Genomic DNA, 23910 nt, shown 5'->3' on the forward strand with positions numbered 1-23910 from the left:
ATTTATAAGTGTTTTTGGCACCCACCATTTTTCACTTAAAACTTTTTATCCTAAACTGGATGAGCAGGGCCAGGTTATCTATAATTCGGCTGGTGATACTGTTTTTCACACTGTTCCATACTTTGAGATGCTCTCTCAAGAGCGAGATACTATAAGTCAAGCTGTTCTTGATGGCGATATTTATCTTATCCATTTTTTTGATCCTACCTGCGGCGCACCCTGTCAGAATATTTTTTCTAAATTAGTGCGTGTGCAGGAAGCATATGAAAACAACCCTCAGGTTAAGCTTGTTTCTGTAAGTAGAACATCAATGGTTGATAGCTTAACTGTTTTGCAAAAGCTCGCACATAATTACTCTATAGTTCCTGGCACATGGTACTGGTTAACAGGAAGTACAGAAGAGACTAACAACTTAAATGCTGCAATCTTTCCTGAATTTGCAAAAAACAATCCTGCCATATTGAATATGAATGATCAACTGGTGTTGGTAGATAAAGAGAAGAAAATCAGGGGAGTTTACAAGGGGGACAGTATAAAAGAAATGGATCGGGTAATTCTAGAAATAAATGTTTTGCTAGATGAATACAGTAAGAGAAAATAGCCTCACAAGCAACAAAGACAAAAAATACCTATCGGTAATTGCCGTATTATCGGTGGCAATTCCAGTAGTAGTGGCAGTTTTGTTCTTCATGCCTAAAGCCAATACACCCGGAATTGATGTATCTTATCTTCCTGCTTTTCATGCCATACTAAATTCTTTGACAGCAGTTGCACTGGTTATAGGGTATTTTAACGTTAAAAGGGGAAACGTAAAGGCGCACCGAGCAGCCATGCTTGCTGCTTTTAGCCTTTCAGCAATATTTCTTGTTTCCTATGTTACGTATCATTTCCTGGGCCAGAGAACTATCTACGGCGGCGATGGTGTTTTAAAGTACATTTACTATTTTGTGCTGCTAACGCACATTGTACTGGCAGTGGTTATAGTGCCATTAGTATTATTATCTGTGTATTATGGCATTACAAATCAATTGGTGCGCCACCGCCGTATTTCTAGATGGACGTTTCCAATTTGGTTTTATGTAGCTGTGACTGGCGTAGTAGTATACTTTATGATTTCACCTTATTACGCTTAGCTTTACATTATTGATGTTGTTTAGGTACTTATGAAAAATAAACTAAGTAAGATCGTTGTTGCGCTGACTGTAGCATTTATACTTATGTTCGCCGCAACAGATGCCTATAGCCAATGCGCTATGTGCCGTGCCACTGTTGAGTCTAACGTAGGTACCGGAAGCAAAGAGCCAGAAAATCAAGTAGGCTCAGGCTTAAATACAGGTATACTTTACCTCATGGCCATTCCTTATGTTTTAATTGGTGCTGTTGGTTTCTTGTGGTACATGAGTAACCGCAAGAACACCAATAAAGCATGAGCAAAGCCGCTGCGTAAATAGAGGCAATTATCAACTGCCATTATCCTCGGTGTGTCAAAGGCGAAGTATTTACAAATTCTCTCATAAGCCTGACTAGGTTTGATCGAATGCATGAGAACTGGCCAATTTATAACCTTTACTATAAGTTTAAGGTTGAATTTTATTTAGGGCCATGTATAGCAGTTAGTCATTTTCGTTGGCTATTGTGCTTTTGATAGAAGTACTGCTGTACTATCTTGCCGGTTATCCGAATGTATGGTTTACCTGAAAGCCATAATCATTTTTTTTAGCACACCTTTTCTTTTCAGATACGCCCGCATTCTGATGTTGCATTTATTTTCTGGAGAAAGCTACTGTCCTAAAGTAGCTAAACCTTAGCACGATTTTTGAATATGTGGCGGTTATGCTACGTTTTACTTAAATTCGTAGCTTAACCCAGCTGTCTTGAATCGCAACTCCATACGTATACTTCTAGCTATTATGTCTCTGCTGTGCTTTATAGCTACAGCAGCGCTATACTTTGGTGTACCTGCTACGATACAAGTGACTGATGATAACCAAGAAGAGGTTTTACAAATTGAAAGAAGTGTACAGCGCTGCATAGAAAAGGCACATGCACAGGCTGAGCGGCTTGATCCAAAGCTTGGCAAAACTACTATAGCTTTTTCTGAATTACTTAAAGCTTCTGACTATCCTGTCTTTATATACCGATCAGGGCAGCTCGTATTTTGGTCTAACCATTCAATTATCCCTCAACCAGATTTACCTAGTTCATTACGGTGGCCAATTGCCGTTGAAAATGAGTATGGGCGCTTTATCATTGTTCCTCATCAAATCAGAGAGTATACAGTTAATGTATATGTGCCTCTGCAGATAGAATATAAGCTTAAGTCTATCTCGCTTACGCCAAAATTAGAGGATGAAGTGTTCAAGAAAGTGGATGTAAGGCTGATTATCGATTCAGATGCTCCGCTGCCACACATCAGAACGCATGACGGTCACTTTCTATTTGCCTTAGATTTTGATGGAGCATATGCCTCGAAAGGATTAGTATCAGTACAGCTTTTGCTGCTTGTGCTGGGGCTTTTGTTTTATGTTCTCTTTAGTGTTTTATTAAGCAGGAAGTATATACTTGCAAGAGCGTACAGCCAGGGAATAGTTGTGCTGCTGGCACTGCTAATAGGTATGCGCTTATTGCTTCTGTTTCTGAATTTACCTTTTGCTATAGGTGATATTGGGCTATTCGACCCAAAGTTTTATGCTGCCTCTTTTTGGTCTCCTTCTGTTGGAGATCTGTTTCTGAACATGCTACTGTTGATGGTTGTAGCAGGCTCATGTTTATACTTGTTCATTAAGAATAAAGCTGTCTCAAAAATAGCCCTGTTGCCGCAGGATAAAGTGCAGCCGCTACAAGTGGCGTGTATGCTTATCTTCTTCTTCCTGCTCCTGCTGCTGTTTCAATTTTACTACAATATCTATCATAATACACCATTGATACTGGATGTGACTCGCTCATTGGAGTTCAGCAAGTATAAAGTCATGATGTATGGTATAATGCTCATGCATACGGTAGCACTGTGTTTGTTTACCTACATGTTGGCTACGGTAGTATCGGTGCTAGTGCCAAAAGAACCTATAATCCGACCCTACAAATTGCTTTTTGTTGTAGCTGGCGTGCTCCTGATGCTGACTGGGTGGTTTGTAACCGAGCTGTTTACTGTTGTGTTTGTTGGAGTGCTTTTTTGGGTTATTATCATTTTTGCAGCGCAGCATCAGAATGCCGTTAGCCTTGTCTACAGAACGTATCTTTTCTTTTTTTTGGTGGTAATCGTAAGTGCCATTACCGGTGCTATGTCATTGTTTTCCCACTACCACAATGATCTAAAGACATACAAGCAAAACCTTGCCTTCAACATTCTACAAGACAATGATGTGTTAGGTGAGTATCAGCTAAACCAGGTGGCAAAGCAAATATCATCTGATGAACTGATACAGATGAAGCTTAAGGGGCCTTATGTGGATGCATCGTTTATCAAACGTAAAATTACAAAGCAGTATTTAAGCGATTATTTTGATAAGTATGAGATAAGTGTACTGCTGTTTGATGGCAACGGTAAGACCCTGGAAAGCGCTGATACCACAGCTACTACACTTCAGGAACTACGACTCCAGTTTGACAGGCCCACAACACAGACGGAACATCGTGAACTTTTCCTGTTAAAGGACCCTATGCGTTATAATGGGAAAATTTACTTAAAGTTTATCAAGGTACCTATTAGTGATGTACAAACAGGAACAATAGCATTGCGGTTAACGCTGAAGAGGCTGTTGCCGAACAGTGTAGTGCCAGAACTCCTCTCAGACCAAAAGTTTGATCAGCCCTTCAGGCGCGATATGCTCAGCTATGCCATCTATGACCGATCAAAGTTGCGCTATAGCGAGGGAGACTATGACTACGCTACCAACTTTAACAAAAGACTGCTGCGGAGACAAGATTTTTACCAGCAGGGACTGGCACAGGATAATTACCACCATTATGGTGTTCGGAACGAGAATGGGCAAATTCTCATTATCACAACAGAAAAGTATGGGAGCCGGGAAGTGCTTTCTAATTTCTCGTTTTTGTTTCTGGTATTTATTTGTGGAGCCATTCTGTGTGGCGTTTTATACTTACTAATTCAGCGGAGGCGCATACGTACCTTCAGCCCTAATTTTAGTACCAAGATTCAGATATTCCTAAACTTCGGTATTTTGATTCCGATGTTATTGGTGAGCATCGCTACTGCCGGCTTGGTAACTGCCTCCTATAAAAAGGACCTGATGCAAAGGTATGAGCAGCGCGGGGAGACTATACAGCAGCACCTTTCACAGAAGCTTACGAAGCGCCTGCTGCAACGCCCGCATCAACTGCAGCAAAGTATAGCTGAAATCGCTAGTATCTCTGAAACAGACATTAACCTGTACGACCGTAACGGAAAGCTTTTGGTGACAAGTCAGCCGCTCATATTTGAAACCGGCTTGCTTTCAAAACTTGTTAACCCGCTGGCTTTTGCTGCTATCTCTGAGCGGCAGGCATTGCGGGTGTTGCTGGAAGAACAAACCGGGAGCCTGAGTTTCAACGCCGTGTACTTGCCTCTTCGCGATGATAACAACCCAACAGAATTAACCGGATTTATAGGTATTCCTTTTTTTGACTCAGAGAAGGAGCTAGACCTAAAGCTAATCGAACTGGTTACTACCACAATGAACATCTTCACCGTTATGTTCATCAGCTTTATGGTGCTCACCTTCTTTGCTTCGCGTGCGCTTACTGTACCGCTGCGCATGCTGGCAGATAAACTCAAGAGAACTTCGCTTACAGGCAAAAACGAAATGCTCGCTTATAGTGGTGCCGACGAAATTGGTATGCTGGTAAACGAGTATAACAGGATGTTGCTGACACTGGAGCAGAACAAGCAGGATTTGGCGATGCAGGAAAAGGAGGCTGCTTGGCGCGAAATGGCACGGCAGGTAGCACATGAAATCAAGAACCCGCTTACGCCCATGAAGCTTTCGTTGCAGTTTTTGCAGAAAGCAATTGCCGAAAAGAGACCGAATACAGAGCAACTCATCGACAAGATATCGCATACGCTCATTACGCAGATAAACATTCTGAACGATATTGCTTCCTCGTTCTCGAGTTTCACCTCTATGCCCGAGCCTAAAGCAGAGCCGATGAACATAGCAGCAGCTTTGCATAAAGCTGCTGACCTACACAACGATCCGGCCACGGCAACATTGAAAAAAGAAATTCAGGAGCAGGAAGTTATTGTAAAGGCTGATGAAAGCCTGATGGTGCGCACCTTTAATAACCTGTTGCTAAACGCAATACAGGCGGTGCCGGCAAGCCGCAAGCCGGAGATACGCGTGAAACTGGAACTGCAAGCTACACAAGAAGTGTTGATCTCAATCAGAGACAATGGCAGCGGCATTCCACAAGATATTCAGAGTAAAGTGTTTATCCCAAATTTCAGTACAAAGTATACTGGATCGGGTATTGGGCTTGCCGTGGCAAAGAGAGGCATTGAAAATGCCGGCGGCCGTATCTGGTTTGAGACAGAAGCAGGGAAGGGCACTACTTTCTTTATTTTATTACCGCTGGCGGATGCATAAGAAGGGCTTGCTCCTGGTGTTTTTGCTTTGGGGAATGGTATTGCCACTATTGGCGCAGGCACCTATTAATAACCAGCGATGCAAATGGATAGCTGTTAGCAACATGCCCCAGCAACTTGATTCGCTTACGCTGTTGCCCAGCACAATCACTTTGCACCATCCAAAGCAGCAGCAGTTTACCTACGACTATAACTATACCACCAACTTATTTACGCTTACCGGCTTTCCGCCTCCCGACTCCGTTTCCCTTGATACACTGGGCACTATGCAAGCCGTGCATGACTCGCTGCTGGTATGCTTCCGGGTAATGCCTTTAAACCTGACACAGCCTGCCTTTAAACGTGATATCACAAAACTAGAGAAAACCTCTTTTCAGAAGGGGGGGCTGCTGGAGGATATCAACTCAAAAGAAGAAATATTTAAAACGCCCGGTTTAAACAAGACAGGCAGTATTTCGCGTGGTGTTTCGTTTGGCAATACTCAGAACGTCTTTGTTAACTCAGCGCTTAATTTACAGTTGGATGGAAAGTTGACAGACGATATAAGTATAACAGCTGCTATTACAGATCAGAACATCCCTTTTCAGCCGGAGGGAAACACCCAGCAGTTGCAGGAGTTCGACAAAGTATACATTACCCTGAAGCATCGCCTATGGCAGCTAACCGCAGGTGATGTGGTGCTGCGTAGCAAGCCATCCTACTTTATGCAGTTTTACAAGAACGTGCAGGGGGGAGCGTTCAGTTATACCTTAGGCAAAGATCCGGAGCGGCAGGGAGTAACCTCTGTGGCAGCCTCTGTTTCCAAAGGTAAGTTTGCCTCGCAGGTGATTACACCACAGGAGGGTGTGCTGGGGCCGTACCGCTTGAGAGGGCCAAACAACGAACTCTTTATTATTGTGCTGGCCAACTCAGAGCGTGTTTTTCTGGATGGTATATTGCTGCAACGCGGGTATGACTATGACTATGTGATTGACTATAACCAGGCTGAAATTACATTTACTACCCGCCATGTGATCACCAAAAACTCAAGGCTAAAGGTTGACTTTGAATATTCTGACCAAAACTATAGCCGTGGTATTTACAACCTAAGTCATTACCAAAGCCTCGGCAAACTAAAAGTATACGGCAACTACTACAACGAAAGCGATAACCCGAATAGCCTCATTAACTTAAATCTGGACCCACAGCAAAAGCAGCTGCTGTCTGGTATTGGCGATAACCTGCAAATGGCTTTAGCCTCCGGTGCTGACAGTGTGGCTTATGACCCACGGCAGGTGCTCTATGCCAAACAGGATACAGTTTATAATAATGGCGAAAGCAGTACGACCATCTATACTTACTCTACTAACCCTGAATGGGCACACTATAGTGTAAGCTTTACCAACGTGGGTGCTGGAAACGGCGATTATGTGGCAGTAAATGGGGCCGTAAACGGACGGGCTTATAAGTGGGTGGCTCCTGTAAATGGAGTTCGCAGAGGCAGTTATGCGCCGGTGCGCGTGCTGCCGACACCTAAAAAGAAGCAACTGGTTACAATTGGTGGTAGCTATGAGTTGCAGGAAGGGATCAGTTTTTTTGCAGAAGGCGCTGCTTCTCAGCATGACCTTAATCGCTTTTCTACTTTAGATGCAGGCGATGATGCTGGTAAGGGCCTGCGCTTAGGTTACGTAGTGCAGAACAAGCAGCTTTCTATTCTGGGCAAGTATAGGCTAAGCAGTACACTGAATTATGAATTTACAGATGAGCATTTCGAGCCAATCGACCGCTACAGGCCGATAGAGTTTGACCGTGACTGGAATTTGACAATCACAGAAAAAGCCGAAGACCATATTTTTAACTTTTCGGTAGGAGCCGCAAAAGACGCAGCCAACCTGGTAAACTATCGTATTAGTCGCCGCTATAGAGATGAGCAGCTAGATGGGGTACAGCATTACCTGGATGTAATGAAGAAGGTGGGGAAATTGGAGTTGCGAAACAGGTTTTTCTTGCTGAATAGTGAGCAGGGAGAGCGGGAGTCTCAATGGTATCGGGGTGATATGAACGTAGCGTATAAATTCGGACGCGTTTCTCCTGGTTATACTTACAGCTTTGATAAAAACCGAATCACCAGCCTTGGCTCTGATTCGGTGGTAGGATCGGCACAGTATTTTGAGCAGCACCTGTTTTACCTGGAGAGCGGCGATACTGCAAGAACAAAGTTTCGGCTAGACTATAGCCACCGCACCGACAGGTTTCCGACCGGGTATGGCACCATGGGAATGCCCGAAGTAGGGCAGACGTATAATGCTGTCTTGCAGAAAAAGATTAACTCTGATCAGGATTTGTCAGTGCAGGCAACCTATCGAAAGCTGGATGTCCGGAATGGAAAAAATGAAGAAACCATACAGTCTCGTGTAGATTGGAATGCAAATTTTCTGGAAGGTGCCCTAAAATCGGAATTAAGCTATGCAACAGGTACAGGCCGTGAGCTAAAGCGTATCTATATTTTTCAGGAGACGTTGCCAGGGCAGGGGACGCACTACCTACGGGAAGGAGGTGACCCGAACAACCTCAACGATTACTTGGAGGCGCAGGCAGTAGACCAGCGACGCTACATCAAAATATACCTTCCTACTGATGAGTATGTGAATGCCTATACAAATACTTTTACTTATCGCTTAACCACAAATGCCCCCCGTAGCTGGCGTACAGAACCAGGTATACGCGCGAAGCTTGCCAACTTTTCCATGCTATCTTATGTCAGCATCAACAAGAAGACAACCGAGAATGACCTAAGCCAGCGTTTTAATCCCTTTAGCCAGGAAGTGGAGGATGCTTTTCTGATCTCGCTGCTGAAACAACTACGCCATACGGTATACTATAATCGTAGTAATCCAAAGTATGGCCTAGAGTATACGGTGCAGCAAAACGAGCAAAAGCAGCTGCTTACGAACGGCACTGAAACCCGCAATCTCCTAAGCCATGTACTTATCGGCCGCTTAAACTTGAATGAGGTACTAAGTTCGCAGCTAAGCGCAGGCTATAATGTGCGAGAAAACCAGTCTAACTTTCTGAACTCCAAAAATTTTAAGATCCAGGCAAGGGAGCTATCTCCTGAACTGGCTTATCAGCCTAACACGGTGCTGCGCTTTACCGGCAAATACCAATATTCTATAAAGCATGATGTTTTGGCAACAGCAGAGACAGAGCAGGAGGGCGTGTTTCATGAGTTGGGGCTGGAAACAAAGCTAAGCCAGGTTGGAAAACGTACGGTATCTGGCAACATCAAGTACGTAAATATTGAATTTGATGGTGATCAAACCTCCTATGTCGGCTATGAAATTTTAAACGCCCTGCGCCCCGGCAACAACATGACCTGGGCACTTGTAGTACAGCAGCGCCTGAGTAATGGTCTAAATGTATCTTTGAACTACGATGGCCGGAAAGCAAACGGGGTAGGAGTAGTACACACCGGGCGTACGCAGGTATCGGTATTGTTTTAAAGCCGAATTTTATCGTTTTCGCTCTTCCATTATTTTATAATAATTCTGCAGCCTAGTTTTTGTGCTGGAGGAAAGCGCTATCATCTAAAGGCTTTGCTGTTGCAATTACTTTAGAAAATGGTATGTATATGTATGGTGTTTTCAACCTACACTTACTTGAATTTACATCAACAGACATAAAAGCAAAGCCCACTTGCTTGAAGCAAGTGGGCGAGTAAACTATCGCTGCTCAACTGCAGCAACTGTGCCTTAACTTCTTAATAATACCTCCCCGGAATCAAGTAATTCTGTACATAATCATTTACCCCTTCCTCTAACGTATGAAAAGGCTTATCGTAACCGATGGAGCGCAGTTTGCTCATATTTGCTTCCGTAAAGTACTGATAGTTGTCCCGGATGCTGGATGGTGTATCCATAAAATTAATGTCAGGGGCTACTCCCATGGCATCGAAGGTGTTAATGGCAAGCGACATGAAGGTGCGGGCTTTGCCTGAGCCGAGGTTGTAGATGCCTGAGTTCTTGCGGTGGTGCATCAGGAACATGCAAACTTCCACCACATCCTTCACATATACAAAGTCGCGCATCTGCTCACCGTCTGCATAATCTGGGTTGTGAGAACGAAACAGGGTCATGCTGCCTTTCTCCTTAATCTGGTTGTAAGTATGGAAAATAACTGAGGCCATTTTGCCTTTGTGATATTCGTTCGGGCCATACACGTTAAAGAATTTTAGGCCAGCCCAAAAGAAGGGTTTTGCTGTTTGCTCCAGTGCCCAAATATCAAAATCGTTTTTAGAGTCGCCGTATGGGTTTAGCGGCTTCAGCAGCGGAATAGTTGCCTCGTTATCGTCGTAGCCCAACGTGCCAGAACCGTAGGTAGCCGCCGAAGAAGCGTATACCAGCGGAATCTGGTATTCGCAGCAGGCGTTCCATACTTGCTTCGAGTAATTCAGGTTCAGCAGGTCGAATACGTCTTTGTTAAACTCGGTGGTATCGGTGCGTGCGCCCAAGTGGAATATAAACTCTACCTCCTCATAATGCTCATCCAGCCAATCAAAAAAGTTTTCGCGGTCCACGAACTCCTTTATCTTTTTGCCTTTAAGGTTATTTTCCTTTTTAGCGATGGAGAAATTATCCACTACTACGATATCATTAAAATTGTCCTGGTTTAATCTGCCTACGAGGCAGCTTGGAATAAAGCCAGCGGCACCTGTTACTACAATCATGGTTCTTTGTTAAGCCTGTAACTAAAATTGCGCTAAATTTACAAAAATAAACTTAGCCGCCTGTATGCATACGGGCAACCTATACTTTGAAACGAACAAGACGCGTACTTTATACTTGCCGATTTATACTAGGCCTTTGCCTTTTAGTATGTTCATGCCAGCAAAAAGGGGCAAAAGTGCAGGAGCAACTGGTGCTTCAGGATGATTTAGGCCGAGAACTGAAGCTGAATAAGAAGCCGGAGCGGGTATTTTCCTTTGCCTCCTCTATGACGGAAATGCTTTTTGCCGTGCTTGATACCAGCACCATTATCGCCCGTTCTCCCCAAGATGATTATCCGGCTGCAGCAGCGTTAAAGAAACCAACAGTACAGAACTACCCAGTAGATTATGAGCAGGTGCTGGCCCTGAAGCCCGACCTTATTTTTACGGTAGAAGGCATCACCCCACTGGAGGTAGCGGAACGGCTGCAGGAACTGGGTGTGCCGGTATACTATCAGAAGTATAGATCAGTAGAGGACATCTTTACAGGGCTGGAGGATATAGGGCGCATTATGGGCCGGGAAGAGCAGGCAAAGCAGCTCACAGATTCGCTACGGCAGGAGGTTGGCATACTTAAGCAGCGGCACGAGGGACAAAAACAAACCCCGCAGCGGGTATTAGCCATTACCTGGACTGACCCAATTTACGTGCATGGCCAGAACACCATCTTTACAGGCAAGCTAAATATTTTAGGTGCTGAGAATGCGGTACAGGAGGTGTTTGATCAGCCATACCCAGCCCTCACCCGTGAGTATATTCTCAAGTTAAACCCTGATGTGCTGCTAGGCGGAACAAAGGAGGAGATGGAAGAGAAGTTTTTCAGTCTCTACCCGGAGCTTCGCAGAATAAATGCCTATCAAAATAATCGTATTTATAAAGCAACAGATGATCTGATGTCGCGTCCAGGCCCAAGGGTAGTGGAGTCGTTGCGGGAACTGGAGGGCATTCTTTATCCATGATGCAGCGCAACTTATACTTTATACTTGCTCTGCTGCTGATTTTAGTAGTACTGGTGCTGGGGCTGCAGGTCGGCTCTTTTGATACCAGTGCCACTACCATTCTTGAAGCCTTCTTTCACTACGATTCAGGTGATACCACACATTTTGCCATACTTCACCTGCGCTTGCCGCGCCTTATACTTGCCTTAGTGGTAGGAGCCTCGCTGGCCTTTTGTGGTTACCTGATGCAGGCAATGGTAAACAACGGTCTGGCAGATCCATACTTGCTGGGCACAGCTTCGGGAGCCTCTCTGGGAGCTGTTATTGTGTTTTTTGGCTTTGTGCCGATAAGCTTTGCTGGTTTATACTTGCCACCTGTGTTTGCCCTGGCAGGTGCGTTTCTTGTAACGCTGGTTGTGGTAATTTTAGGCTATCGGAAACGGCAGATTATACCTTCGCAGTTATTGTTGGCAGGTATAGCATTAAGTTCTTTGGTCACGGCCATTGTTGGACTGCTCACTTTCCTTTCTGATTCAGAGGGCAAGCTGCGGTCGGTGGTGTACTGGTCGATGGGCAGTTTTGAACGGGCAAGCTGGAATTCAGTGCCTTACCCAACCGTGGCTTTGCTGCTAGCGTTGCTGCTCTTTGCATTCTATCAAAAGCAACTAAATATATTATTGCTAGGAGAGGAGCGGGCACAGGCCTTAGGTATACAGGTGTCACGTACGCGCTGGGTTATTCTAGGAACTGTTTCTGTTGTAACTGGTTTTGCTGTGGCTACCTCTGGCCCTATTGGTTTTGTAGGGTTAATTATTCCACATATTACACGTGGTTTGCTCGGCACTACAGGCCGGTCTAACCTGCTTTTCTGCGCTTTTGTAGGCGGTTTGTTTATGTTATTGTGTGATTTGCTCTCCAGAATAATTTATCCGCCTGCCGGACTGCCGATTGGAATCATTACTTCGTTTTTTGGTGTTCCTTTCTTCGTATATTTGCTGTTCAAAAAGAATTACAATTTCAGAGGATAAATGATTTACGTTAGCAGGTTAGAGCACTTCAACGCAGCACACAAGCTGTTTAACCCGAACTGGTCGTTGGCAAAGAACAAGGAGGTTTTCGGGCCATGTGCCAATACCAACTGGCATGGGCATAATTATGAGCTTATCGTGACGGTAAAAGGAAAACCAGATCCGGACACAGGCTTTGTAATTGACCTTAAAAAGCTTAGTACACTCATCCGTACCCACATCATAGAAAAGGTAGATCATAAAAACCTGAACCTGGATGTGGCGTTTATGGAGGATAAACTGGCTAGTACAGAAAACCTGGTGGTTGAGTTTTGGAAAATACTGGAGCCGCGCGTTAAAGAAATATCAAACCAAAACGCCAGCCTGCACAGTTTAAAGCTGTACGAAACCCCACGCAATTACGTAGAGTACTTCGGAGAATAAGCTAAGGATGGCCGCGGGTTATACTTAGCGGCCACCGACAGCACCCTTTTCTAGCGAATCTCACAAGCATACCCATAAGCATGAAATATTACATTATAGCCGGTGAGCGTTCCGGTGACCTTCACGCCTCAAATCTCATAAAGCAGCTCCATAGGCAAGATCCGGATGCGCAGATAAGAGGGTGGGGTGGAGACATGATGCAGGATGCGGGTATGGAGCTTGTGCGTCATTACCAGGAGATGGCTTTTATGGGCTTTGCCGAAGTTTTTAAAAGCCTGCGCAAAATCCTCGGTTTTCTGAGTGAGGCTAAAAGTGATATCAAGCGCTACCAGCCTGACGTGGTTATCCTCGTGGATTATGCCGGTTTTAACATGCGCGTAGCTAGATTTGCCAAAAAGCAGGGTATAAAAGTTTTTTACTACATCTCTCCTAAAATCTGGGCCTGGAACCAAGGGCGTGTGCACGGCATTAAAAAGGTGGTGGATCGGATGTTTGTCATTATGCCTTTCGAAGAAGATTTTTACGGGCGTTTTGATTATAAGGTAGACTACGTTGGCAACCCCGTAAACGACTCCGTTACTGATCATGTAGCTATAGCAGATTTCAGAGAGAAGAACAGGATACAGAACAATAAGCCCATCATTGCCTTATTGCCAGGCAGCCGCCGGCAAGAAATCGAGAATATGCTAGACGTGATGCTGAGCGTGCTGCCATCGTTTCGGGATTATCAATTTGTTGTGGCTGGCGTAAGCAATTTTTCAAAGGAATACTACGAGCAGTATAACAAGGACTCCAACATCAAGATTGTCTATGACCAGACCTATGACTTGCTTTCCTGTGCTAAGGCTGCTTTGGTAACATCAGGTACCGCAACCCTGGAAACAGCTTTGTTTGGTGTGCCACAAGTAGTTTGCTATAAAACCAGCTCTATTTCCTATGCTATCGCTAAAAGGGTAATTAAAGTACCATACATTTCTTTGGTAAACCTTATTGCAAATAAAGCTGTGGTGACGGAGCTGATTCAGGAAGACTTTACAGCCAAGCAGATAGTAGCGGAGTTAAAGAAGGTGTTGTTTGATACATATTACGCCAAAAAGCAGCAGGAAGGGTATGCACTGGTACGCCAAAAGATCGGCAATTTCAGAACAGCTGAGCGTGCTGCAGAACTAATGGTAAAATATTTGAAGGAAGCATGACGTTAGATATTCCTGCATCCCCAAAAGAAAGGCTTCAACATATCTGTTGAAGCCTTTCTTTTGGGGTAAACTACAGAGGTACTGCTATATTAAGCACAACTAGCAGCTAAACGAGAAAGCCCTGACATATTGCCAAGGCTTTCTTGTTATACTATAAACTACAAAATTTCGTCAGATACTAAGCTACCTTTAGTTGCTTTAGTGTAGACTTCTCGAATTTCTCACGTGCGTACTTGCCTGTAATCAGCAGGTCTTTGGTACCTTCTTCAGATGGCAACTCAAACATAGCATCTGTCATGATACCTTCACAGATAGAACGCAGGCCACGAGCACCTAACTTATACTCTGCTGCTTTTTCTACGATATACTCCAGCGCGCTTTCGTCGAAGCTCAGGTTAATATCTTCCATCTCAAACAGGCGCTTGTATTGCTTCACGATAGAGTTCTTTGGCTCCAGCAGAATCAGGCGCAGTGTTTCTTTGTCGAGTGGATCCAGGTGTGTCACAACTGGTAGTCTACCGATAAGCTCAGGAATCAGACCAAAGTTTTTCAGGTCTTGTGCTGATAGGTAGCGCAGGAAGTTTTCATTTTCCTCAGCCTCATCCGTTTTTGACTTAGAGAAGCCAATAGGCCGCGTATTAAGTCTGCTCTTGATAATTCTATCAATACCTACAAATGCCCCACCGCAGATAAACAGAATGTTTTCCGTGTTTACAGTAATCATTTTCTGTTCCGGGTGCTTACGTCCGCCTTGCGGTGGCACGTTTACAGTAGTACCTTCCAGTAACTTTAGTAAGGCTTGTTGCACACCTTCGCCGCTTACATCGCGGGTAATAGAAGGGTTGTCGCTTTTTCGGGCAATTTTATCTACTTCGTCAATATAAACAATACCACGCTCAGCAGCCTCTACATTATAGTCTGCAGCTTGCAAGAGGCGGGTAAGTATACTTTCTACGTCTTCTCCTACATAGCCAGCTTCTGTAAGTACAGTAGCATCTGCTATACAGAAAGGAACCTGTAAGATACCAGCCATCATGCGAGCCAGGTAAGTTTTACCAGTACCGGTTTCGCCAACCATGATAATATTAGACTTCTCGATAACAACATCGTCTTCGTTGTTAGGCTGCATCAGGCGTTTGTAATGGTTGTACACCGCTACCGACATTACCTTTTTTGCGTCATCCTGACCTACTACAAATTGGTCGAGGTAAGTCTTCATTTCCTTCGGCTTCATCAGGTTGAACTTAGGAGTTCTACTGCTCGCGCGAATTTTGTTCTCCTCGTTCAATATCTGCTGTGCCTGACCGATACAACGATCACAAATGTGCGCGTTGATACCGGAGATCATCACCGATACATCTTTCTTGTTTTTGCCGCAAAATGAGCAAGTAATTTCTGCCATAAGAAATGATTGATCCAGAGTAATTTATGCTTCTATTTCAGAAGCATAAAGCAAAGGTACAAAATTGAATAGTTAAACAAACAGAAATTTTTTTACCTGAATACGCATAGTACGTAGAAACACGGGTATAAATTTAGAGATTTAGATTTTTATATCTTTACATAATAAACAGATAGTCAATGTTTTATATTGCAAGTATATAGTTTGCCTTATGTGGATAAATTTTTATGGCAACTTATACTTTTAACTAAATTGTTACGGTAGTGTTGCCCTAATAAGTGCAAATTATAAGAACAAAGCCCGCTCCTGTTTCCAGAAGCGGGCTTTGTTGTAGGATAAGCAAGCAACTATAGCTTAGCTATTTGGTTTTCTGATTAGCACCTCGTCAATCAGGCCGTATTCTTTTGCTTCTTCAGCACGCATCCAGTAATCTCGGTCGGAGTTATCATAGATATCCTGGTAAGACTTACCAGAGTGCTGGGCTAGAATCTCGTAAAGCTCCTTTTTCAGCTTCATGATCTCACGTGCTGTGATTTCAATGTCTGAAGCCTGGCCTTGTGCACCACCCATCGGCTGGTGAATCATGATACGGGCATGTGGCAGCGCTGAACGCTTATCTTTTGCACCACCAGCCAGCAATACAGCACCCATAGAAGCTGCTAAACCTGTACAGATAGTAGCAACATCTGGTGTAACGTATTGCATGGTATCATAAATACCTAAGCCTGCATATACAGAGCCACCCGGGCTGTTGATATACAGCAGGATATCTTTCTTAGCATCCGCTGATTCCAGGAACAGCAACTGCGCAGTAATAATGTTGGCAATAAAATCATCTACCTGCGTGCCCAGGAAAATAATTCGGTCCATAATCAGGCGAGAGAATACATCAATCTCACGGAAGTTTGTAGGGCGTTCCTCAATTACGGAGCGTGTCATGTTTTCCACCGGGTTCATGGTTCTGCTTTCTACCATGTTCATGGCTCTGCTTTCCACGTGGTGTATATATTGATCTACGCCCAGGCCACTTAATCCCTGGCCTTTTACAGCAAATTTTCGGAACTCGTCTTTGTTAAACATAGTGTGTTTAGGTTTACGGTTTACTCAAAAATAAAAAAGTCCTTCTAAATTCGAAGGACTTTTTTAATAAGTTATGTCAGACGCTCTTTAATTAGAGCGACATATTTCTGAAGTCCTCAGACGAAATCGTCTTCTCTACAACAGTCATCTTCTCTTTAAGTTTAGCGAGCACCTTCTCAGCCAGTAGTTGCTCGTACTCGTTCATGTAGTTACGGCCATTGTCCTGCTGTAGGTGTTGCTGAGCATAGCTTTTCATGCTCTCCTTCAGCTCTTCTGGTACTTCCGGCATATTGAACTGGGCAAGCATCTTGTCCATGGTGCTGTCCAATACTTCCTCGTTAGTTACCTTCAGCTCGTTCTCTTCAACAACTTTGTTTTTGATCATAGACCACTTCAGCTCGCGCTCATACTTATCGAAGTTCTCTTCGATTTGCTCTGTAGTCAGCTTGCCTTCGTTTGTTACCTCGATCCAACGCTTGAAGAACGCTGTTGGAAGTTCAACTTCAATGTTATCAACCAGGGTATCTATGATATTACGGAACACCAGGTTTTCAGCCTCACGCTCATAGTTCTCTACGATTGTCTCGCGCAATTTAGCGTCAAACTGCTCTTCTGTTGTTACTTCGTCTTTACCGAAAAGCTTGTCGAAAAGTTCTTGGTTCAGTTCGGCTGGCTCAGTACGGCTGATTTTATCTACAGTGAATTCAAACTCACCATTCAAATCGGCAACAACTTCTTTGCTCAGGCCAGTTACGTGCGCCAGCGCAGCATTGTCGTCACCAAATGTATTACGAATATCGAAACGGATTACATCCTCAGCTTTAGCGCCAATAAATTTATCCTGTCCTTCTACAACGCGATTAGTTGGGATAAGTGTTGTAGACTCAAACTCACCATCCACCTGCTTTAATGTGCCTGAGATGAAATCACCAGCTTCTGAAGTTTCAGGGTTGGCCGTCTGGCCGAACTGGCGCTTCAGGTTTTCGTAAGCCTCGTCAATTGTTTTTTGATCTAGCTCAACTTTGTACCCATCTACGCTTTTATCAAGCGGAAGGTTAAAATCAGGCAACAGGCCTACCTGGTAGGTAAACTCAAACGTTTTTTGGTTATCCCAGTCAATATTATCCTGGTTTGGCTCTGGAAGTGGCTCACCCAGTAGCTTTACATCATTTTCACGAATGTATTTAGAGATTTCTTCCTGAAGGGTTTTATTGATCTGGTCTACCAGGATGCTCTTGCCATACATTTTCTTTACAAGCCCTGCAGGTACTTTACCAGGTCTGAAGCCCTTCATCTGGGCTGTTTTGCTGAATTCTTTTACCTGCTGGTCTACTTTCTGTGCGTAGTCCGCCTCTTCCAGTACCACCTTCAGTTGCGCATTGGTGCTGTCGGTTTGGTTTAATGTAATATTCAAGGCTTATAAAATTTAGATTTTTGAAATACCTACTAAAAGCAAACCCCCAACAGTTATGTTGAGGGTTCGTCAATGTTGTGCGGATGGAGGGACTCGAACCCCCATGCCTCGCAGCGCTAGATCCTAAGTCTAGTGCGTCTACCAATTTCGCCACATCCGCTTGATTGTGCTTGTTTGTTATTGTGATGCAAAGGTAAGCAAGGATTTTATAATTGCAATACTTGCTCTAAAAATTTCTTAAATATTTTTTCAGATACTGCCGCTACTCCTATGTAGGTATATTGGTTGCATCTTATAATCAGTTATATTTGAAACTTATAAAGCGGCTACTTTCTTTATACTGATAGGTAGCGCTGGCACAGTGCAGCATACAACATTGGAGTTGTTTATCATGATTGACTTAGAAGTAGAACGCAAAGAGATATTAAGGCATTATAGAAGATTGCTCCGCTATGCGAAGCCTTTTCTAAAGGATAATGATGCAAAAATTATCAAGAAGGCATTTAACACTTCGTTAGAGGCTCACAAGGATATGCGTCGTAAATCGGGTGAGCCTTACATCCTGCACCCGCTTGCTGTTGCCCAGATTGCCGTGGAAGAAATTGGCTTAGGTACTACTTCTATTGTGGCTGCTCTTCTGCATGATGTGGTAGAGGATACGGAGCTGGAGACTGCCGACATAGAGCGTGAGTTTGGCCCTAGCGTTGCCCGCATCATTGAAGGACTTACCAAGATATCGGGTGTGTTTGATTACGGTACATCGCAGCAGGCGGAAAACTTCCGTAAAATGCTGCTTACCCTAAGCGATGATGTACGCGTTATACTTATAAAGCTGGCCGACCGCTTACACAACATGCGTACGCTGGATAGCATGCCCCGGCACAAGCAGCTCAAGATTGCCTCTGAAACGATGTACCTGTATGCACCGCTGGCGCACCGCCTTGGTTTGTACGCCATCAAGTCTGAGTTAGAGGATTTATACTTGAAGTATACCGATACCGAAACGTATAAAGATATCTCTAATAAGATACGCCAGACGCGTCTTGCCCGTACTAAATTCATAAAAGACTTCACCCATCCGATAGAGGATGAGCTGCGTAAGTATGGCTTTAACTTCAATATTAAGGGCAGGCCTAAATCTATTTACTCTATCCTTAAAAAGATAAAGAAGCAGAACATCACCTTTGATGAGATATATGACCTGTTTGCTATTCGGATTATACTGGATGTACCGCCTGAAAACGAGAAGGCAGCTTGCTGGCAGGTATACTCTATTATTACCGACTTCTATCAGCCAAACCCTGACCGCCTGCGCGATTGGGTAAACACGCCCAAGGCAAACGGATACGAATCGTTGCATACCACCGTGATGAGTAAATCCGGGCAGTGGGTAGAAGTACAGATCCGTACCAAACGTATGGATGAAATTGCAGAACGTGGCTATGCTGCCCATTGGAAGTATAAAACCGGCAATGGTAGCTCAGGTGAGTCTGGCCTGGAGATGTGGATAAACAAAGTGCGGGATATGTTGGAAACAAACAATTCCAACGCGCTTGAGTTTATGGATGAGTTTCGTAAGAACCTGTTTGTAGAAGAGGTGTTTGTGTTTACGCCCAAAGGAGAGTTAATTATACTTCCGGATAAATCCACAGCCCTTGATTTTGCCTTTGAAATTCACTCGCAGATAGGCCTGCAATGCCTTGGTGCCAAAGTAAACCAGAAACTGGTTCCGCTCAGTTACCTGCTGAAGAACGGCGACCAGGTAGAAATACTCACCTCGCAGAAGCAAAAGCCAAACGAGGAGTGGCTGCAATACGTGGTTACTTCCAGAGCGCGTACACGCATTAAGGATGCCTTGCGAGAAGAGCGTAAGAACAAAGCAGAGCAAGGCAAGATTATGCTGGAAAGCCGTATGGCCGCCATAGGAGTGCCAGATACGCAGCAGAACCTGAACAAGCTTCAGGCATTCTTTAACATGCCTACTTTGCAGGACTTATACTATAGGATAGCTACAGGCCATACAGACATTAAGAACATAAAGGAAATTATCTTCACGGCAGCGGCTGACAAGAGTGCCTCTATGCTGGAGCCAAAGTCTTTTGATAAGGAAGTGCAGAAGATAAGAGGCGTAAATTCCGATATGCTGGTGATAGGCGAGAATGCTGCTAACTGGGACTACGGAATGGCTAAGTGCTGCAATCCTATTCCGGGTGATGATGTGTTCGGCTTCCAGACAGAGGAAGATGGCATCAAGATTCACCGCACCAACTGTAAGCGTGCCATGGAACTGATGTCTAACTATGGCAACCGGATTGTTAGGGCTAAATGGACAGAGCAGAAGGAGCTGGCCTTCCTGGTAGGTATCCATATCAAAGGTACAGACCGCGTTGGGTTGGTAAATGACCTGACCAAAATTATTTCCACCAGCTTAAAAGTAAACATGCGTTCCATTACCATAGACTCCCACGATGGAATCTTTGAGGGGAACATCATGGTTTTTGTAAATGATACGGGGCACCTCGATAAACTTATCCAGCGCATGGGTAAAGTGAACGGTATACTTACAGTAGAGCGTTTTGATTAAAGAGGAGCACCTTATACTATAGAAGATGGCATTAAACGTAATAAAGTTCGAAGAAGTAAAGAAGATCTTCACGGCATACTTAGAAAGCAAAGGGCTGCGAAAGACGCCTGAGCGCTATGCTATTCTGGAGGAAATTTATTCCCGTGACGGGCACTTTGATGTAGAATCGCTCTACATCAGCATGAAGAATAAGAATTACCGCGTTAGCCGGGCTACCGTATACAATACCCTGGATTTGCTGGTAGAGAACGACCTTGTTAGCAAGCATCAGTTTGGCAGGAACCTCGCTCAGTATGAAAAGTCGTATGGCTACCGCCAGCACGACCACGTAATTTGTACCGAGTGCCATAAGGTTGTTGAATTCTGTGATCCGCGCATCCATAATATACAAACCATGGTAGGGGACCTGCTCAATTTTCATATTCTGCACCACTCCCTGAACCTGTATGGTGTCTGCGGCGATTGCCGTGCAAAAAAATCGACAGAGGAAAAGAAACATGAAGTATCAGACAGAGCAGAAGGATGATATCCTTTTTATAAGACTGGAGGGTGATCTGATTGCAAGTTCGGACACGCAGCAAATGATTGAGGGAATAGGTGACTTGCAGGAGGGGGAGGCGCAGCTATGTGCTGTAGACTTATCGAATGTGCGCTTTATGGATAGTAGCGGCATGGGTGTACTCGTATCGTTGCTTACCAAGTTCCGGAACAGGGGCGGTGAATTGGTGCTTATCAAACCCTCCGATCATATCCGCAAGCTGCTGATCGTAACTAAGCTCAACGCAATTTTTACCATTGCCGAGAACGATGACTACGCCGCACAATTTTTGAAGGAGTCTATATATTAAGGACAAGAAGGAAAGTATAAGAAGAGCTACCATACAGGTAGCTCTTCTTGTTTTAAGGATGAAGTAATTCGGATAGATAAATGGAGCTTCTATAGCTTTCTAAATAGAGTTGCGCTATATTATCTGTAGGGCATTTATAGCAAGTGCGATAAATTTGCTACATTTGAAAGTAAAAAGTGAATAGCTACCTAACATATAGGTGTAGTCCTGGAGCCGGCAAAGCCTATATGAGCAATGCAGCTTTAGTGACAGTTTTGAATGGAATCAATTTATTTAATACATAATGGCAGTTGATATATTAATAGGTCTGCAGTGGGGCGACGAAGGAAAAGGTAAAATCGTTGACGTACTGGCACCAACCTATGACATTGTAGCCCGTTTCCAGGGAGGCCCAAACGCAGGCCATACGTTAGAGTTTGAAGGCACCAAGCACGTGCTGCACCAGATACCTTCCGGTATTTTCCATCCGCACATCAAAAACATTATCGGCAATGGCGTAGTGCTAGACCCAATAGTGTTTCGCACTGAAATGCAGAAGCTACAAGACCGCGGTGTTGATGCTGCCAAAAACCTTTACGTTTCAAAAAAGGCAGCTCTTATACTTCCATCGCACAAAATAATGGACCGTGTGTCTGAAGAGGCGCTAGGAAGTGGCAAGATAGGATCAACATTAAAAGGGATAGGCCCAACCTACCAGGATAAGATTGGCCGCGTAGGTTTGCGTGTTGGTGATATTCTGGCGGATGATTTCCAGGAGAACTATGATAAGCTGGTGGCGCGTCATCGTAAAACAGTAGAGTTTTATGGACAGGAGCTGGAATTAGGAGAACAGGAAACACAATTCTTCGAAGCAGTTGCTTATCTGCGCACGCTGAAGTTAGTTGACACAGAATACATGATTAATGATGCCCTTCAAAACGGGCAGAAGATATTGGCAGAAGGTGCACAAGGGTCTTTGCTGGATGTAGACTTTGGTACCTATCCTTTTGTTACCTCATCTACTACCTTGGTGGCAGGCGCATGTACTGGCTTAGGAGTAGCTCCAAGATATATAGGAGAAGTATACGGTATATTTAAAGCATACTGCACAAGAGTTGGCAGCGGGCCTTTTCCAACAGAGCTGCTGGACGAGGTAGGAGAGAGTATTCGCCAGGCAGGTAGAGAATTTGGCTCTACAACCGGTCGCCCTCGCCGTTGTGGCTGGGTAGATTTGCCAAGCCTTAAGTATAGCATCATGTTAAATGGTGTGACGCAGCTAAACATGATGAAAGCTGATATACTTACAGAGTTTGATTCTATACAAGTATGTACACATTATAAGTTACCATCTGGCGAAATAACAGACAGAGTGCCTCATTCTTTAGAAGAAGGTAATGTTGAGCCAGTATATGAAGAGTTGCCAGGATGGAAGGTTGATCTTAATAAAATTGAGACAACCGAGGAATTGCCGGAAGCCTTCAATAACTATTTAACTTTCCTTGAAAAGCATTTACAGGTGCCTATAACTATCGTGTCTGTGGGCCCAGATAGAAAAAGTACACTGAAGAGAGAAGCAGTGAACGCATAGAATTTGCTACAATCAAAGAATAAGGGGCGTCGGTTATCAAACCGACGCCCCTTATTCTTTATGAAAGCTTAAGAAATGAGGAAATACAGGGGCTTATTTCCTGAGAAAAAGCGGGAGTAGTTGGGCTTCTTCATGTTGATCTGATCTATTACTCAGGTTGAGTTAAGTATTATGAAAAAGAATCCCCCTCTCTTCCAGTGGTTTGCGAGAAATAGGGGATTATTTGGCGGTGTACGCTTGCGGGGTGGGAAATGTTTGCTACTTTTGCATCCCGGTTCAGCAGGAACGGGGGAACGGGAAGAGGGGATAACACAGGCTGCGGCCGCGATTCGCCTCCTTTGCCAGAAGATTAAACGCTGAAAAAAAAGATTTGCCTTCGGGCTTGCGGAAAGGGAAAAGGTTCTTACCTTTGCAACCCGCTCCGGAAGGGAGAGGCCGGAAAAATAAAGAGAAAAAAAGTTCTTGTTTTCCGAAATGGTTTTCTTACCTTTGCATCCGCTTCCAGAGGGAAGGGGCGCTACGAGAGAGGCAAAAAAAAAGATTGAAAAAAGTTTTGCAGAATGAAATAAAGCTGCTAACTTTGCACCCCGCCAAGGAGCGAACGGCTCCGAAGGGAATAAAGAGTGACACATCGGAAGATGGCAAGAGAGGAAAGATGTTCTTCTATAAGTTCTTTGAGAGATTGCTTGAGACAGAAATAACAGAAAAAGGAAAGTCCCTGCCCCGGTTTAGCGCCGGGGAGGGCGGGCCGGGGTCTGACAGACACATTTCTACTTTAGGGTAGATGAAAACTTTACAATGGAGAGTTTGATCCTGGCTCAGGATGAACGCTAGCGGCAGGCCTAATACATGCAAGTCGAACGGATCAGAGGGCTTCGGTCTCTTGGTTAGTGGCGCACGGGTGCGTAACGCGTATGCAACCTACCTTCCACAGGGGGATAGCCCCGGGAAACCGGGATTAATACCGCATGACACCATGGACCGGCATCGGTTTATGGTCAAAGCTTTGGCGGTGGAAGATGGGCATGCGTGCCATTAGCTAGTTGGCGGGGTAGAGGCCCACCAAGGCTACGATGGCTAGGGGTTCTGAGAGGATGGTCCCCCA

At 44.4% G+C, this 23910-nt stretch carries 18 protein-coding genes, 1 tRNA gene and 1 rRNA gene; 15 read left to right on the forward strand and 5 right to left on the reverse strand.

The genetic code is table 11. The annotated features are described in order from the left end of the window. From ACFQ2O_RS07750 to ACFQ2O_RS07770, 5 genes are all read left to right on the forward strand, one after another. Positions 1–601, forward strand: a 601-nt coding sequence (locus ACFQ2O_RS07750; protein ID WP_377525177.1) for an SCO family protein, incomplete at its 5' end; no start/stop codon positions are given. Next, positions 579–1133 (forward strand): DUF420 domain-containing protein, encoded by a 555-nt coding sequence (locus ACFQ2O_RS07755; protein WP_377525180.1) that lies wholly within the window; start codon positions 579–581, stop codon positions 1131–1133. The genes ACFQ2O_RS07750 and ACFQ2O_RS07755, both read left to right, overlap by 23 nt. Positions 1134–1163: 30 nt before the next feature. Continuing rightward, on the forward strand, positions 1164–1430 hold the full coding sequence (locus ACFQ2O_RS07760) for a hypothetical protein (RefSeq protein WP_377525185.1): 267 nt from the start codon (positions 1164–1166) through the stop codon (positions 1428–1430). Positions 1431–1910: 480 nt separating this feature from the next. After that, positions 1911–5582 (forward strand): sensor histidine kinase, encoded by a 3672-nt coding sequence (locus ACFQ2O_RS07765; protein WP_377525189.1) that lies wholly within the window; start codon positions 1911–1913, stop codon positions 5580–5582. Next, on the forward strand, positions 5575–9063 hold the full coding sequence (locus ACFQ2O_RS07770) for a hypothetical protein (protein ID WP_377525192.1): 3489 nt from the start codon (positions 5575–5577) through the stop codon (positions 9061–9063). Before ACFQ2O_RS07765 ends, ACFQ2O_RS07770 begins: the two co-directional genes overlap by 8 nt. A gap of 257 nt (positions 9064–9320) precedes the next feature. Here the strand turns inward: ACFQ2O_RS07770 and rfaD are convergent, their stop codons facing one another. Then, positions 9321–10286, reverse strand: coding sequence for an ADP-glyceromanno-heptose 6-epimerase (gene rfaD / locus ACFQ2O_RS07775; protein ID WP_377525197.1), 966 nt, complete (start codon positions 10284–10286; stop codon positions 9321–9323). Positions 10287–10372: 86 nt separating this feature from the next. Between rfaD and ACFQ2O_RS07780 the strand changes: the two genes are divergently transcribed. The 4 genes from ACFQ2O_RS07780 to lpxB all read left to right on the forward strand — a co-directional run bounded on the left by ACFQ2O_RS07780 (position 10373) and on the right by lpxB (position 13910). Beyond that, positions 10373–11284 carry an ABC transporter substrate-binding protein gene (locus ACFQ2O_RS07780; protein ID WP_377525200.1) on the forward strand — a complete coding sequence of 304 codons (912 nt, stop codon included), beginning with the start codon at positions 10373–10375 and terminating at the stop codon, positions 11282–11284. Next, positions 11281–12291, forward strand: a complete 1011-nt coding sequence (locus tag ACFQ2O_RS07785; protein ID WP_377525204.1) for a FecCD family ABC transporter permease — start codon at positions 11281–11283, stop codon at positions 12289–12291. Before ACFQ2O_RS07780 ends, ACFQ2O_RS07785 begins: the two co-directional genes overlap by 4 nt. Beyond that, complete coding sequence (locus ACFQ2O_RS07790) at positions 12292–12714, forward strand: 6-pyruvoyl trahydropterin synthase family protein (RefSeq protein ID WP_377525207.1); 423 nt, start codon at positions 12292–12294, stop codon at positions 12712–12714. 80 nt (positions 12715–12794) lie between these two features. Continuing rightward, positions 12795–13910 (forward strand): lipid-A-disaccharide synthase, encoded by a 1116-nt coding sequence (gene lpxB / locus ACFQ2O_RS07795; protein ID WP_377525211.1) that lies wholly within the window; start codon positions 12795–12797, stop codon positions 13908–13910. A 178-nt stretch (positions 13911–14088) separates the two neighbouring features. Here the strand turns inward: lpxB and clpX are convergent, their stop codons facing one another. The 4 genes from clpX to ACFQ2O_RS07815 all read right to left on the reverse strand — a co-directional run bounded on the left by clpX (position 14089) and on the right by ACFQ2O_RS07815 (position 17966). Continuing rightward, complete coding sequence (gene clpX / locus ACFQ2O_RS07800; RefSeq protein ID WP_377525214.1) at positions 14089–15312, reverse strand: ATP-dependent Clp protease ATP-binding subunit ClpX; 1224 nt, start codon at positions 15310–15312, stop codon at positions 14089–14091. A gap of 354 nt (positions 15313–15666) precedes the next feature. Continuing rightward, positions 15667–16392 (reverse strand): ClpP family protease, encoded by a 726-nt coding sequence (locus ACFQ2O_RS07805; RefSeq protein WP_377525217.1) that lies wholly within the window; start codon positions 16390–16392, stop codon positions 15667–15669. Positions 16393–16483: 91 nt separating this feature from the next. Further along, a complete protein-coding gene (gene tig, locus ACFQ2O_RS07810) occupies positions 16484–17806 on the reverse strand; it encodes a trigger factor (RefSeq protein WP_377525220.1) in 1323 nt (440 codons plus the stop codon). A 78-nt stretch (positions 17807–17884) separates the two neighbouring features. Next, positions 17885–17966: transfer RNA gene (locus ACFQ2O_RS07815), tRNA-Leu, on the reverse strand. 231 nt (positions 17967–18197) lie between these two features. On the opposite strand from ACFQ2O_RS07815, the gene ACFQ2O_RS07820 reads away from it, so the two are divergent. From ACFQ2O_RS07820 to ACFQ2O_RS07845, 6 genes are all read left to right on the forward strand, one after another. After that, positions 18198–20390, forward strand: coding sequence for a RelA/SpoT family protein (locus ACFQ2O_RS07820; RefSeq protein WP_377525225.1), 2193 nt, complete (start codon positions 18198–18200; stop codon positions 20388–20390). Between the two features lie 25 nt (positions 20391–20415). Next, positions 20416–20916: a Fur family transcriptional regulator gene (locus ACFQ2O_RS07825; protein WP_377525228.1), complete on the forward strand. Its 501-nt coding sequence runs from the start codon at positions 20416–20418 to the stop codon at positions 20914–20916. After that, entirely contained in the window at positions 20888–21238 is a 351-nt protein-coding gene (locus tag ACFQ2O_RS07830; protein WP_377525230.1) for an STAS domain-containing protein, read from the forward strand. Before ACFQ2O_RS07825 ends, ACFQ2O_RS07830 begins: the two co-directional genes overlap by 29 nt. Positions 21239–21521: 283 nt before the next feature. Then, positions 21522–22805, forward strand: a complete 1284-nt coding sequence (locus ACFQ2O_RS07835) for an adenylosuccinate synthase (protein WP_377525233.1) — start codon at positions 21522–21524, stop codon at positions 22803–22805. Positions 22806–23346: 541 nt separating this feature from the next. Then, positions 23347–23589, forward strand: a complete 243-nt coding sequence (locus ACFQ2O_RS07840) for a hypothetical protein (protein WP_377525236.1) — start codon at positions 23347–23349, stop codon at positions 23587–23589. Between the two features lie 11 nt (positions 23590–23600). Next, positions 23601–23910, forward strand: a 16S ribosomal RNA gene (locus ACFQ2O_RS07845); the annotation flags it as partial.

It is taken from the genome of Pontibacter rugosus, from assembly GCF_042678745.1.
GTDB lineage: Bacteria > Bacteroidota > Bacteroidia > Cytophagales > Hymenobacteraceae > Pontibacter > Pontibacter rugosus.

What these genes read in the sequence shown, in the direction of transcription:
- ACFQ2O_RS07755 (WP_377525180.1), top strand. Translation starts at nt 579, where the DNA reads ATGAATACAGTAAGAGAAAATAGCCTCACAAGCAACAAAGACAAAAAA.
- ACFQ2O_RS07835 (WP_377525233.1), top strand. Translation starts at nt 21,522, where the DNA reads ATGGCAGTTGATATATTAATAGGTCTGCAGTGGGGCGACGAAGGAAAA.
- ACFQ2O_RS07820 (WP_377525225.1), top strand. Translation starts at nt 18,198, where the DNA reads ATGATTGACTTAGAAGTAGAACGCAAAGAGATATTAAGGCATTATAGA.
- ACFQ2O_RS07790 (WP_377525207.1), top strand. Translation starts at nt 12,292, where the DNA reads ATGATTTACGTTAGCAGGTTAGAGCACTTCAACGCAGCACACAAGCTG.
- ACFQ2O_RS07765 (WP_377525189.1), top strand. Translation starts at nt 1,911, where the DNA reads ATGTCTCTGCTGTGCTTTATAGCTACAGCAGCGCTATACTTTGGTGTA.
- ACFQ2O_RS07825 (WP_377525228.1), top strand. Translation starts at nt 20,416, where the DNA reads ATGGCATTAAACGTAATAAAGTTCGAAGAAGTAAAGAAGATCTTCACG.
- clpX (WP_377525214.1), bottom strand. Translation starts at nt 15,312, where the DNA reads ATGGCAGAAATTACTTGCTCATTTTGCGGCAAAAACAAGAAAGATGTA.
- ACFQ2O_RS07770 (WP_377525192.1), top strand. Translation starts at nt 5,575, where the DNA reads ATGCATAAGAAGGGCTTGCTCCTGGTGTTTTTGCTTTGGGGAATGGTA.
- ACFQ2O_RS07830 (WP_377525230.1), top strand. Translation starts at nt 20,888, where the DNA reads ATGAAGTATCAGACAGAGCAGAAGGATGATATCCTTTTTATAAGACTG.
- lpxB (WP_377525211.1), top strand. Translation starts at nt 12,795, where the DNA reads ATGAAATATTACATTATAGCCGGTGAGCGTTCCGGTGACCTTCACGCC.
- ACFQ2O_RS07805 (WP_377525217.1), bottom strand. Translation starts at nt 16,392, where the DNA reads ATGTTTAACAAAGACGAGTTCCGAAAATTTGCTGTAAAAGGCCAGGGA.
- rfaD (WP_377525197.1), bottom strand. Translation starts at nt 10,286, where the DNA reads ATGATTGTAGTAACAGGTGCCGCTGGCTTTATTCCAAGCTGCCTCGTA.
- ACFQ2O_RS07760 (WP_377525185.1), top strand. Translation starts at nt 1,164, where the DNA reads ATGAAAAATAAACTAAGTAAGATCGTTGTTGCGCTGACTGTAGCATTT.
- ACFQ2O_RS07785 (WP_377525204.1), top strand. Translation starts at nt 11,281, where the DNA reads ATGATGCAGCGCAACTTATACTTTATACTTGCTCTGCTGCTGATTTTA.